8 protein-coding genes are annotated in these 13,829 nt (G+C 44.4%); 5 read left to right on the forward strand and 3 right to left on the reverse strand.

Annotated elements, in window-relative coordinates; genetic code table 11:
• The first annotated feature begins 191 nt into the window (after positions 1 to 191).
• Complete coding sequence (locus tag QUA97_RS23560) at positions 192 to 6,083, forward strand: ATP-binding sensor histidine kinase (protein ID WP_333196455.1); 5,892 nt, start codon at positions 192 to 194, stop codon at positions 6,081 to 6,083.
• Between the two features lie 95 nt (positions 6,084 to 6,178).
• On the opposite strand, the gene QUA97_RS23565 is transcribed toward QUA97_RS23560, so the two are convergent.
• Together QUA97_RS23565 and QUA97_RS23570 are read right to left on the reverse strand one after the other, a co-directional pair.
• On the reverse strand, positions 6,179 to 6,709 hold the full coding sequence (locus tag QUA97_RS23565) for a peptidoglycan-binding domain-containing protein (protein ID WP_194065992.1): 531 nt from the start codon (positions 6,707 to 6,709) through the stop codon (positions 6,179 to 6,181).
• A 180-nt stretch (positions 6,710 to 6,889) separates the two neighbouring features.
• Positions 6,890 to 8,584, reverse strand: coding sequence for an NAD(P)H-hydrate dehydratase (locus QUA97_RS23570; protein WP_333196462.1), 1,695 nt, complete (start codon positions 8,582 to 8,584; stop codon positions 6,890 to 6,892).
• A 360-nt stretch (positions 8,585 to 8,944) separates the two neighbouring features.
• On the opposite strand from QUA97_RS23570, the gene mnmA reads away from it, so the two are divergent.
• A complete protein-coding gene (mnmA, locus tag QUA97_RS23575) occupies positions 8,945 to 10,036 on the forward strand; it encodes a tRNA 2-thiouridine(34) synthase MnmA (protein WP_194065991.1) in 1,092 nt (363 codons plus the stop codon).
• Between the two features lie 302 nt (positions 10,037 to 10,338).
• On the opposite strand, the gene QUA97_RS23580 is transcribed toward mnmA, so the two are convergent.
• Positions 10,339 to 10,902 (reverse strand): hypothetical protein, encoded by a 564-nt coding sequence (locus QUA97_RS23580; RefSeq protein ID WP_194065990.1) that lies wholly within the window; start codon positions 10,900 to 10,902, stop codon positions 10,339 to 10,341.
• Here QUA97_RS23580 and QUA97_RS23585 point away from each other — a divergent pair.
• The 3 genes from QUA97_RS23585 to QUA97_RS23595 all read left to right on the forward strand — a co-directional run bounded on the left by QUA97_RS23585 (position 10,901) and on the right by QUA97_RS23595 (position 13,753).
• Positions 10,901 to 11,038, forward strand: a complete 138-nt coding sequence (locus QUA97_RS23585) for a hypothetical protein (RefSeq protein ID WP_194065989.1) — start codon at positions 10,901 to 10,903, stop codon at positions 11,036 to 11,038. The two genes, QUA97_RS23580 and QUA97_RS23585, sit on opposite strands and share 2 nt — an antisense overlap.
• 824 nt (positions 11,039 to 11,862) lie before the next feature.
• The gene (locus QUA97_RS23590; RefSeq protein ID WP_194065988.1) at positions 11,863 to 12,207 is read left to right on the forward strand and encodes a slr1659 superfamily regulator; all 345 of its coding nucleotides are present in this window, start codon (positions 11,863 to 11,865) and stop codon (positions 12,205 to 12,207) included.
• Positions 12,208 to 12,277: 70 nt separating this feature from the next.
• Positions 12,278 to 13,753 carry an adenylate/guanylate cyclase domain-containing protein gene (locus QUA97_RS23595; RefSeq protein ID WP_333196460.1) on the forward strand — a complete coding sequence of 492 codons (1,476 nt, stop codon included), beginning with the start codon at positions 12,278 to 12,280 and terminating at the stop codon, positions 13,751 to 13,753.
• The last annotated feature ends 76 nt before the right edge of the window (positions 13,754 to 13,829 follow it).

Below are 13,829 nucleotides of genomic sequence, written 5' to 3' on the forward strand. Positions count from 1 at the left end.
GTTCGCAAAAATAATGGAATTTCAACCGTCCACTCTTTTTCAACCCGCTATCGCAGGATTTTGTTTGTATAAACCTGGTTTAAATAGGTAGTCTTTTAATCTTTTTATCTCGGTAATTTCTCTCTATTTTTTGTATTCAGCATGGTGCACTCTAGAATTAGAAATCAATATACTGACAGGAATCAAAAATTATGCTGCCAGCTTTAAGGATTTCTGACTATGACTTGCAAGAACTCATCCATCAAGGAACTAACACGGTTATTTACCGGGCGGTGTCGCTGACAAACGGACAGCCTGCCATCCTCAAAGTTTTAAATACAGAATATCCTACCCTAGAACAAATAACTCGCTTAAAACACGAATATCAGATCGCCGCATATCTCGATTGCGAACACGCTGTCAAAGTCGATCGCCTAGAAACTCACCCGAATTGCTTGGTATTAGTCTTAGAAGATTTTGGAGGCATCTCCCTCGAACAGTGGATAGCAAGGGCCCAGAATGCAGCCAGCAGCACAAATGTTACCGCCGCAGCAACGGCGCCTTACCAATTGGCGATCGCCCAATTCTTAAACATCGCCATCCAATTAGCAAAAGCGTTAGTATTCCTGCATCAAAATCAAATTATTCATAAAGACATCAAGCCAGCTAATATTATAATCAACCCCGAAACAATGCAAGTAAAACTTGCCGATTTCAGCATTGCTTCGCGGTTAAATAAAGAAACCCCGCACTTAAAAAATCCCGATCGCCTAGAAGGAACCCTCGCCTATATGTCCCCGGAACAAACCGGGCGGATGAATCGCGCTGTAGACTACCGCAGCGACTTCTACTCTCTAGGTGTCACCTTTTACGAATTGCTGACAGAAAAATTGCCATTTGACAGCAAAGATCCGCTGGAATTAGTCCACTGTCACATTGCCAAACAACCAATTCCTCTTCAACAATTAAATCCGCAAATTCCCCCAGTTTTGACCCAAATTGCGGAAAAACTGATGGCAAAAAATGCCGGAGACAGGTATCAAACAGCAACCGGATTGTTAGCAGATTTAGAACGCTGCCAGAATCAAATCGAGGATTCAGGGAAAATTTCTGATTTTATTCCCGGACAACTAGATGCCATGAGTCAGTTGTTAATTCCGCAAAAACTTTACGGGCGAGAAAAACAAGTAGCACAATTATTGCAAGCCTTCGATCGAGTCAGCAAAGGCAGCAGCGAAATAATCTTAATCGGTGGCTATTCCGGGATTGGCAAATCAGCATTAGTCCACGAAATTCTGCGTAATTTAACCAGGCAGCGCGGATACTTGGTTTCGGGCAAATTTGACCAATTCAAGCGCAATGTTCCCTACGCTTGTTTTAATCAAGCCATGGGGAGTTTGGTGCAGCAGATTTTGACTGAAAGCCAAGCTCAAATTGAGTTGTGGCGAGAAAAATTGCTGCGAGTTTTGGATGCGAATGCTCGAATTGCGATCGAAGCCATCCCCGAATTAAAGTTAATTTTAGGCCCGCAACCAGACGTAGCAGAACTCGGGGCGATCGAATCTCAAAACCGCTTCAACCGAGTGATGCAGCAGTTACTTCAAGCAATTGCTACCGCCGAACATCCCTTAGTAATGTTTCTCGACGACGGCCAGTGGATAGATGCTGCAACAGTCAATTTGTACCAACAAAATTGCCTCGCAAAAATCCCTTACTTGCTAGTAATTGTGGCTTATCGGGATAACGAAGTCGGTTCGACGCATCCATTTATGCTAGCGAATGAGGGAATTCGAGCCGCTGGCATTCCGATAACAGCTATTACTTTAGAACCGCTAACAATTGACAGCGCCATTCAACTAATTGCTGAAACTTTGAGATGTGCTGCTGAAACAGCGAGTCCGCTGGCGAATTTGCTCGTGCAAAAAACTGACGGAAATCCATTTTTTCTTAAACAATTGGTGAAATATTTGCATCAAAAAGACTGGTTGAGATTTGACCCGCAGGCTGCCCAGTGGCAGTGGGATATTAAACATATTCAAAGCCAGGAAATTTCTGAAAACGTTGTCGATCTGATGGTAAATAAAATTCAAACTTTGTCAACTGCAACCCAGCGAATTTTGCAATTAGCTGCTTGTATAAACAATCAGTTTAGTTTGGATGTGCTGTCGGTTGCTAGCGGACAAATTTGGACTCAAACAGCGCAGGATTTGTGGGAAGCGTTGCAGATGGGCTTGATTTTACCTGTAGGTAATAGCTATCGAATTCCGCAAGTATTTGAGCCGGAAGAGTTGAATAAGTTGGGGAAAACGGCCGGAGATGTCTGCTACAAATTTATGCACGATCGCGTTCAACAAGCTGCTTATGCTATGATTCTTGACGCACAGAAAGAACCTGTTCATTTGGCGATCGGGCGTTTGTTGCTGCACAGAAGTACCACAGCCCAACGGGAAGAACGAATTTTTGATATTGTCAATCATTTGAATTTTGCTGGCGGGTTGATTTGCGAGTTAAACGAAAAGTATGAATTAGCCCAGTTAAATTTGCAGGCTGGCAAAACTGCGAAAGCTGCTTCTGCGTTTGAAACGGCGCTAAGTTTTTTCCAGTCGGGCTGCAACTGTTTGCCGGCCCAAAGCTGGGAAGATAATTATGTGTTAACTTTGGCGCTGTATTTTGAATTGGGCGAAGCTGAATATTTGAATGGGAAAAATGACGAAGCTTTGGCAATTCTAGACTTCATTTTGCCTCGAACTCAGACATTTTTAGAACGGTGTCGAATTAATGAGTTTAAAATGACTTGTCTGCGGATGAAAAATGATTTGCCTGCTGCTTATCAGTTAGGTATCGAAACGCTGCAATTGTTGGGAATTGAGTTTGAATCGTACCCGGATGATGGGTATTTGCTCAGGGAGTTGGCGAAGACGAAGGAGATGATTGGGGAATCCATCGCAGATTTAGCCGATTTACCGACACTCACCGATCCGCTGCAACTCGCCGCCCACCGGATTTTGAAAGAACTTTACCCCATTGCTTACTTTACCAGTCCCAACGCTCAATTTTTGTGTGCGATGAAGTTGGTGCAGGCGACAATCGAACACGGAAATTGCCGGATTTCCGCCTTTGGCTACATTGTGTATGCCTTTACTTTGATTGTTAAATATGGCGAAATTGAGGCTGGTTTGGCAGCAGGAGAACTGGGTTTAACTCTCTACGAACGCTGGGATACTAAAGAGTTAAGTGCTTATATTTTCTTGCTGTGGGGGGCTTGTTTGCACTACATCAAACATATTGATGAGTCCAAGGTTTTTATCCTCAAATCTTTTAATAGCGGTTTAGAGACAGGTGCTTATCAGTGGTCGGGATATGCTGCGATTAATTGTCTTTGGTTCAGCTTTTTCGGCAATGAATCGCTGCAAAAAACCACCGCTGTTATTGAGGAATTTTTACCGATCTTGCAAAAAATTGACCGCAATATGCTAGCATTTTTTATGCTCAATAAATCGGCAATTGCTCGGCTTACTCGTGCTTCCGAGAGTGTAGAAAACCCCCTAACTTTCATCGACGAAGAGTCGCTATTAGAATTTGCTGAAGCGTCGGCAGATTTGATGACTTCTTTTATGGTTTATCTCTACAGACTAACCGTGGCGAATTGGTTTGGGGAGGTCGATCGAGCATTAGAATATGCAAATATGGGTGTTAAATTTTTGGCAGGTGCTGCGGGCGTTTTTCTGAGTCCGGTTTTTTGCTTCCACCGGGCTATAGCCCTTGCTGCTGCTTGTACAAATGCCAGCGAGGGCGATCGCCAACTATACCTAGAACAGCTTAACATTTGCCTGGAAGAACTTCGAGAGTTTGCGAAAAACTGCCCTGCAAATTATCAGTACAAATATTTAGCAATCCGGGCGGAAGCGGCGCGGTTGTCGGGACAAAAGTATGAGGCGGCAGAATGCTACGATAGTGCGATCGCCCTCGCAATAGAAAACGGCTTCATTCAAGATGCAGCGCTGATTAATGAATTAGCTGCCCGATTTTATTTATCCCAAAATCGGCTGATTTTCGTCAAAAATTATCTCAGCAATGCCAGAGTTTGCTACATCCAGTGGGGCGCAACAGCGAAAGTCCGCCAACTCGAACAATACTATGGGAATTTATTTCCTGAAACTGTCGAGTCGCCGATCGGTGCAACTGTAACTGCGAGTACATCTAGTCATGCTAATATTTTGGATTTAGCAACGGTAATCAAAGCCTCTGGGGCAATTTATAGTGAAATTGTTTTAGAAAAGTTGTTAAAAAAACTGCTGCATATTATCTTAGAAAATGCTGGCGCACAGAAAGGCTGTATTCTTTTAGAAAGAGACGAGCAACTGTTTGTTGAAGTCTCGGATACTAACCTGAATGACTCAGCAATATTTCAGGAGTCAATGCTGGTTGAAAACAGTTCAGATGTTCCTATTTCTCTAGTCAAGTATGTTGGGATAACTCAGCAACCGCTGGTATTGAGCGATGCAAGTCAAGAAACAATGTACCAAGCGGATAGTTACATTCAAAATTGCCAACCAAAATCGATTTTATGCGCGCCGATTTTGTATCAAACCAAGTTGATTGGCGTTGTGTATTTAGAGAATAATCTGGCAACAGGAGCATTTACGCGCGATCGCCTGGAACTGTTGCAACTGTTAACGGCACAAGCGGCGATCGCCATTGAAAACGCCCGTATCTACGCCAGGGAACAACACAAATCCCGCCAGTTGGCTGAATCTCTCGAAAGCCTGCAAAAGTCCCAAGTCGAACTTATCCAAAAAGAACAGGAGTACCGCAGCATATTTGAGGCAGTAGTAGACGGACTTTCGCTGATAGATTTGGAGACTGGTAAAGTCATTGCAGTTAACCCCGCATTCTGTCAAATATTTGGCTATTCTGAGCAAGAGTTTTTGCAGTTAAATCCGTCCGATTATATTCTTCCAGAGTATTTGCATTCATTCGTCGAATTCCAACAAACTGTCAGCCGAGGCGAAGAATTTACCTGTCAAGCTATCATACGGAGAAAAGACGGTAGGCTGTGCGATATTGAGGTAAAAGGAAACTTTTTTGAGTACGGCGGTAAACCCCACGGCTTGGTGATTAATCGGGATATTAGGGATCGCAAGCGTGCCGAAATAGCACTGCAAACATCAGAAGCTGAATTGAAACAAAAAGCTGAAGATTTAGAAGCAACACTCGTTCAACTGCAACAAGCTCAAGCACAATTAATTCAAACAGAAAAAATCTCGCAACTCGGACAACTCGTGGCTGGAGTGGCCCACGAAGTGAACAATCCCGTCAGCTTTATTTCTGGCAATTTGCATCATGCCAAAGAATATGTTAGCGATTTAATAAATTTACTCCAAATTTATCAAGACAACTTTCCCGAGCCAGGGCCACAAGTTTTAGATGAAATAGAAGCGATTGAATTAGAATATTTAGTAGAAGATTTGCCGAAGATGATTGACTCGATGAGATTGGGAACGGATCGTATTGGCGACATCATGCAATCTTTGCGAAATTATTCGCGTAGCGACGGGATTGAGAAAAAACCGGCCAATCTTCATGAAGGAATTGATACCACATTAATGATTTTAGCACATCGGTTGAAAGCGTCTGGCGATCGCCCTGCCATTAAAATCATCAAAAATTACGGGGAATTGCCTCAAATAGAATGCTATCCGGGGCAACTGAATCAGGTATTTATGAATTTGCTAGCCAACGCGATCGATGCTCTGGAAGAATCTAATGTTGGTAAAACCTACAAAGAGATTGAGAGCAACCCCAATACGATTACAATTTCGACCTCTGTTGCCAACTTGGGCGAAAAACTTATCGATCCTACCGTAAAGATTCGGATAGCTGACAATGGAATTGGGATGCCAGAAAACATCAAAGAAAAATTGTTTACGCCATTTTTTACAACCAAAGTAGAAGGTAAAGGGACCGGATTTGGACTGCCAATTTGCCAGGATATAGTCAGAAAAAAACACGGGGGAACATTAGAATGTTGTTCGTGGCCGGGAAGGGGAACAGAATTTGCGATCGCCCTTCCGGTGCACAGCATTCCTATCAAGGATAATTAGGGACTTAGGAAAAGATAAGACGGCGGTTGAAACCGCGCCTACAAAAACGAAGTCCGCCTGCGCGGACTAAGAAATAAAGTGAATCCAACCAGTCATTAGTGCGGTAACTTGCTGAGGGCGTGCCAAGTTCTGTAGCCGACAATTCCATCTTGCGGTAAAGCCTTGCTAATTTGCAATTGTCGCACTGCTACATCTGTCATTGTCCCGAAGAATCCGTCAATGGAACCGAAATAGTATCCATTGATTTTGAGGACATTCTGAACAATTTTTACAGTATTACCAGAACTGCCTTTCATCAGGATGGGCATATTCACAGGTGCACCAGAGTATAGTGCTTCCCAAGTCAGGGAAGCGACAACCCCATCTTCCTTTAAGAAGACGCGGTGTTGATAGGCTTTGACTGCTTGTTGAACTTGCACGCCGAAGATACCGTCAATCGGGCCGAAATAATATGCCCAATGATATAGAAGCTGTTGTAGTTCCTTGACAGCTTGACCTGTTGAACCCATTTGTAAAGTGGGTTTGTTGACTCTAGTGGTTTCAGCAAATGCAATATGTGATTGAGCTGTAGTATCGGCCGCGAGAGCCATAGTTTCATTGTTCGTGCTTCTTTCTTCGGTATACATAATGTGATTCCTTTCCAGATTTAAGTTTTGGTCTTTGATATTTCAGGTATAACTGTTAGGTTTTATGATTGCACAGTCACTTTTTCAAGCGACACTCGTTTGAGTGTCGCTCGTTTGAGTGTCACTCGTTTGAGTTAGCAAAGTGTGAATTGTTAACGGCTTCGGTGCGCGGTGCAAGGGCTACAAAATACTGTTGATTGTTTCCCGATCGCATTCTCGTAATGTAGGTATTAAATACTGTGTCAATGTAAAGGCATCTACTCCTAATTCTGTCCGTTCTTTGGCTGCCATGATTGCGGCTTGAGCGTGCCACCAAACTGCTGTTGCTGCCACTGCTTGAGCTGGGGATTTGCGGGCGATCCTCTTCGAGGGCTTCGCTAACGCACCTGCTAACAGTCCCCCTAACAAGCCCGTGAGAACGTCGCCGCTGCCCCCTCTGGCGAGGGCTGGGGTGCTTTCGGGATTGAGATAGGTGACGGTACGCGCGGCGTAGCTATCCTGTAGGGAATCGCCGTCATCCTTCCAACTTATGCAAACTTTCGCTCCTTTGAACAACACGACTGCACCGCAAAGCTCAGCCGCGGCTTGAGTTGCGGCAATTCGACTATCGCCTGTTTTGCCGGCTAATTCGGGAAACAAACGCTTAAATTCGCCCTGGTGAGGCGTGATAATTGTCAGTGCTCGGCGTTCCGACAAAATCGGGATTGTGCCGAGTTGAGCGAGGATATTTAAACCGTCGGCATCTAAAACCAGAGGTCGATCGCTATCCAGTAGAGATTCTACAGCGATCGCGGCTTCCAATGTCAGACCGGGCCCAGCGGCGATCGCATCGTAACTGCTCAAATCTATTGCTACCGGCAACTCGCTAATTGCACCGCTTGAAGTTTCAGGACATCCGATAACTAAAGCCTCTGGCAAATGACTGCTCAACATCGGTTTAATCGACTCAGGAACAGCAATTGACAGCATTCCGACACCGCTTGCTCTTGCTCCCAACGCCGACAAAATTGCGGCTCCGGTGTAGCGGCGGGAACCTGCAATAATTAGTAAATGACCGTTGGTGTATTTGTACGAAATTGGCGATCGGGGCAAGGGCAAATGCTGGATTGCCAATGCTTTGGTAATGCGTTGGATTGCTGGCGAATCACCCAATATTGCTGCAATATCTGCGACGGGAATATCAAAATCAATTAATTCACAACTGCCGATATATTCTAACGCTTGGTCTTGCAGAAAAGCCATTTTCCACAATCCCAAACACAATGTATGTTTTGCCCTGATTGCAGTCCCCAAAACTGCTCCGGTATCTGTATGAATTCCCGATGGAATATCTATACTAAAAATGGGTATGTTTAAATTATTTATTTCCTCAATAACTGCGGCTGTGGGATTAGTAATTTCTCGTTCCAATCCAAACCCAAATAAACCATCAATTAGTAAATCGCAGTTGTTCAGCGATTCAACTTTGTCAACGAAGGGAATCTTTAAATAACGGGCATAATCAGCATGACTTTTTGTGAGTTCTTTAAGCTTAGAAAACGGGCAGTAAATAACTACGGGAAATCCTTGAAAGTGCAATTCGCGAGCCACAACCAAAGCATCGCCGCCGTTATGTCCGGGCCCAACCAATACGCCTATCGCTGGCAACGCCGAATTAACAATCTTTTTCCCTTCTTCCCTTTTCCTGCTATCCGTTAAATCCCGTACATTGCTTGTTACCGAACTTTCCTCTTCCTTCAAGAGCGCCTGAATGCGTTTAGCAATCAATCCGGCGACTTTTTCCATTAAAGCTGCTACTGGCATTCCAGCAGCAAATATTCTCGCTTCTATTTGCCGCATTTGGTCGGCGGTGACAACAAATTTTTGAATAGTCATACGTAGAGGGAAGAAGTCATTAGTCATTAGTTATTAGTCATTAGTCATTAGTCATCAGTCATTAGTCATCAGTCATTAGTCATCAGTCATCAGTCATTAGTCATCAGTGCTGTCGCCTCCGAGCTTTCGGTACAACGTCATCAGTCCGATGGAAGTCGGAAGAGGGAAGAAGGAAGAAGAAGGAAGAGATACGCAGTAAGCCTTTGAGCGATCGGTATTTTACGTTTAATTAGCTGGCTTTACTTATTAGTGCTAAAATTTCAGCTAACAGCAGCAGTACCATTTTGTAGTATACTTGTGGTATAATCAATTAGCTCGATCGCACAAAGTAACAGTAAAATAGCAAATTCTCTCCGAATCATGAACAAGATTGTTGTAGGCCTCTCCGGCGGGGTCGATAGTTCCGCAGCAGCCGCAATTTTACACCATCAGGGCTATGAAGTGGTGGGTTTAACGCTGTGGCTGATGAAAGGCAAAGGTCAGTGCTGCTCTGAGGGAATGGTCGATGCCGCTAAACTTTGCGAAGATTTGGGCGTTCCTCACCACATTGTGGACAGCCGCGAGGTCTTTCAAGCAAGTATTGTCGATTATTTGGTGGACGGTTACAGTGCAGGAGTTACGCCTTTGCCTTGTTCGCAGTGCAATAAAACTGTGAAGTTTGGGCCGATGCTCAAGTATGCTCGCGAAGAATTAGGAATTGAAAAGATTGCGACGGGACACTACGCTCGCATTACCTATGATACAAATACGGGTCGCTATCAGTTGCTGCGGGCGATCGACCCAGCCAAAGATCAGTCTTATTTTTTGTATGATTTAACACAAGATTTGCTCGCAGGTACGGAGTTTCCTTTGGGGGAAATTACCAAGACAGAAACTCGCAGAATTGCGGCGGAATTTGGCTTGACAACCGCTGATAAGCCGGAAAGTCAGGATTTGTGCTTGGTGGAAAGCAACGGTTCGATGCGGGCTTTTCTGGATAAGTACATTGCGCCGCAAAAGGGTGACATTGTAGATAAGGCCGGGCGGGTGCTCGGACAGCACGACGGTGTGCACCACTACACCATTGGCCAGCGGAAAGGACTCGGCATCGCTGCACCGGAACCGCTATATGTGATTGAACTTGATGCTGGTGCTAATCGGGTGATTGTGGGCGATCGCCAGTTGGCGGTAGAATCTGAGTGTAATGTCCAGAAAGTAAATTGGGTTTCTGTCGCCGCACCGACTGCTCCGATTCGGGCTTCTGTACAGATTCGCTATCGATCGCAACCCGTCCCCGCTACAATTATTCCTGTAGAAACCTCCCAAGCCGACGAAAAAGCCTGCGGTACAAGAGTCAAGATAATTTTTGACGAACCGCAGTTGAGTATTACTCCCGGACAAGCCGCAGTTTGGTATGACGGAGACGTGCTGTTGGGCGGTGGCATCATAGAAAGAAATCAACTTCCCAAATAAGACAGCGGTTGAAACCGCCTCTGTACTTGGCTTTGCTCCTTACCAGGAAGAGCCTGGTAATGCAGGTGCGGAGGCTCTGCCTCCTTCGAGAGGGCAACTTACAGGAGAGAAGACTGTAGGAGGTGTTTAAGTTATTAAGTTTTCGATTCTTAGTTAGAAGTCGGACATCTCCCATAATTATTGTGGAACAGGCATCCTGCCTGTTCAAAATCTGCTTTTTAGGAGATGTCTATTGGTTTTTAGTAACGACACAGCAGTTACGATACCGCAGCAGCTAAAAACTAATGACCGATGACTAATGACTAATGACTAACTTTCTTTTCCAAGCGCAACACATTTCCCCTAGCATTGGTGCGGTAAACCCAAGTTTGGCGGCCGTCAGAAACTACAACCCGCCAACCTTCCACAATCATTTGACCGCAAATTTCATCAGCCTTCGCCAGCCCCAAACAAGTATTCGGCCAACTTTGCAGTTTCGATTCAGTTACTTTCAACTTGTCAGCAGCAATTCCAGTTTGGCGCGACAAATCTTGGCGAACTTCTGCTGCTACAGTTGCCGGCAATTGTTTGGGGGGATTTGGGCGCGCGTTTTCTGCCAAATTGTCGGGAGAGGAAATTAAACTATTTAGTGCTAATCGGGAAGAGCTAATTTTTTGAGAAAGCGCCGTTGACTGCTCTGGGCTTTCCCACCGGGGGAGGGAATCTTTGAGAGCTACCGCGTTAGCCTCGGCGCTATGTACGAGCGGCGGATAAATTTCCCAAACCACAATTCCTGTCAGGACGACAGCCAATATCAAAGGATTCGGTTGCTTTTGGGTTCGGTTTTGATTTTTTTGAGAGTTATTTTCGGAGCTTCGTTCGATCATGGGTCTTCTGCCTCACTTTACACTCTGGCGCGATCGAGAGCGATCGCTCAAAAGCAAATACAGTCCCGGACGCACCGGTAGTCAGAAATCGGGTTTTTGGGGTCTAGATGCGTCCATAACTGAAATGTTTATTTAGATACTGCTGTTGCTGCCATTTATTGCTTTGTGCAGAACCGACTTGAGGGCCGGTGCGGCACAAGTATTTTATCTTCGCTGCGGGTGCTGATGTTTCAAGAAAATTGCACTACCGAGTTATTAATTAATTTTTACTTTTAATCTGCGGGTATCTAGAAAAATGTAGCCCTAAGTAAATATTCTGAAAAGAATCTGATGGTGGTCGAGAATCTCAGTACAAATAACTATCGATTGTCCCAAAACTACTAAAGGTGTTTTAGACTGTGGGAGACGAGCTGAGCGAGCGCTCTCAAACCGATGCAGCACAATCTGTTTCCGCAGAACGGGCAGGCATTACAACTTCAGCCAATTATTTTCATTGTAGCATTTTATTCTTAAAGTGCGATCGAAGCGTCATTTTTAGATTGTAGATTGTAGATTTTATATTATTGTATATTTTAAATTTTAGATAGTAGATGGTAAATTTTAGATGAATTACCGGAGGTTTAAGCAAACAGTGTTGGACGCATCAATGCCACATAAACCGGGATTTGATCGGGATTAAAGGTCTGGATGCAGTATTTTTGCCCGTCAAACGCGGTTGATCACCAAAGAGTGCGAAAGTGTTACAAAAGTCTAAGATTTTGAACTTTCCACAGTCCTGCGGCAGCCTGTATCCGTTGTTGGGCGGAGTCAAAAATACTTTAGTAGCGATCGCTACTTTTTTAGTAAGATATTGTTGAAATAAATCGATTATGAACAAAAAATCCCTCGCAATCCCTTTAATGAATCGGCTGAGCTATCCTCAAAAATTTACCTTAATATCTAAGGGACTTTTTCGCGACAATGGAAATTCAGACACAAGATTACCATACCTGCTACGATCCAGCAACGGCAACCGTGAGTTTTGTTGGCTCTCTCAGGCTGAGCGGGCTTGGGGTGTACCCGCCGATAGCACAGTTGCTCGGCGAGGTGGCCGACTCCGAACCGGCGAAAATTACCCTCAATTTGCAGCAGTTAGAATTTTTGAACAGTTCGGGCATAAATATGCTGTCGAAGTTTATAATCGAGCAGCGCAAAAAAGCTCGGGTGCAAATGGCAGCACAAAGCTCTCAACCCATAGCTTGGGAGGGTAAATCGTTGAAGAATTTGCAACGCCTGATGCCTGGTTTGCAGTTGGAATTAGTATAGACACGCGGTTACTTTTATGATGCAGGCTGTTGAGCAATTTTCTGTTAGTAGAGGTGCAAATTCTCGGGTTATGCTGGAAGAACAACCATCTAGAGAACAGCTACTTTTAGAGATAGAAAGATTGCGCCAGCAAGTGGCAGACTTGAAGGAGGAAAAAGCAGATCTGGAAATCTTGCTGGAAACTACGGCTCAACATTCTGATACGGTTGAAACCCAGTTGCGCGATCGGGCACTGGAGGCGGTGCGGGAAGGCGAAATTAAGCTGGCTCAATTTCTGGAAGCGATTCCAATAGGCGTAGCCGTGCTCGATTCTCAAGGCAAACCTTACTACGTCAATCACGCCGGACAGCAGTTACTCGGTAAAGGAGTTTTGCACTTAAATGCAGTTGAGAATTTGTCAGATATTTATCAAATTTATATCGCGGGAACTGATACTATTTACCCTTTCGATAATTTGCCGATCGTTCGAGCTTTTAGGGGTGAAAGTTCGACTGCTGACGATATGGAAGTTCATCAACCAGACAAGAAAATTCCCATTGAAGGTTGGGGAACGCCAATTTTTGACGAGGCTGGTAAAGTTGCTTTTGCGATCGCAATTTTTCAAGATATCACGAAACGTAAACAAGCTGAAACCGACCGTCACGAATTGATTAAAAAACTATTTGACCTCAATCAAAATTTAGAGACATCCCTGGATGTTGAATCAGACTTAACGGATGCCTACGGGCGATTTGTGCCGCATCAATTTTTAAATTTATTGGGATATGAAAGTATTCTTGATGTTAATTTAGGCGACCAAGTGCAGGAGGAAATGTCGGTGTTATTTGGCGACATCCGCGACTTCACGACGCTTTCGGAAACTATGACACCGCAAGAAAATTTCAATTTTATCAATGCTTACCTCTCGCGGATGGAGCCGGCTATTACTAGCAATAATGGCTTTATAGATAAATACATCGGCGATGCAATTATGGCTTTATTTAGTGACTGTGCTGATGATGCTGTGAAAGCTGGTATTGCGATGCTACATACCCTGAGTGATTACAACCAACACCGTCAAAGTGTCGGCTACATCCCGATTCAAATTGGCATTGGTATCAATTCGGGTTCTTTGATGCTGGGGACAGTCGGCGGCGCAAGCCGAATGGACACCACTGTGATTAGTGATGCTGTTAATTTGGCATCTCGGATTGAAGGGTTGACTAAAGATTACGGCGTACCTCTGTTAATTTCTCAGCAGACTTTGGAACGGTTGCGAAATCCTGCTGATTATGCTATTCGGATTGTGGATAAAGTACAGGTTAAAGGAAAATCTCAATATGTCATAGTCTATGAGGTGTTTGATGCAGATCCTGCGGAAATTCTTGGGGCGAAGCTAGCAAATTTGCCCGTATATACTGAAGCGATGTTATTGTGCGATCGCAAGGAGTTCCGAGAAGCGGGAAAATTGTTTGAAGAGTGTTTGCGGACAAATCCGAGCGATCGGGTAGCTCGCATTTACCTCAAACGCTGTCGGGATTGGCGATCGCTCCTCAAAGGACTTTAGTTATTGGTTAGTTGTTATTGGTTAGTTGTTATTGGTTAGTTGTTATTGGTTAGTTGTTATTGGTTAGTTGTTATTG

The organism is Microcoleus sp. CZ3-B2 (assembly GCF_036705055.1).
Taxonomy (GTDB): domain Bacteria; phylum Cyanobacteriota; class Cyanobacteriia; order Cyanobacteriales; family Microcoleaceae; genus Microcoleus.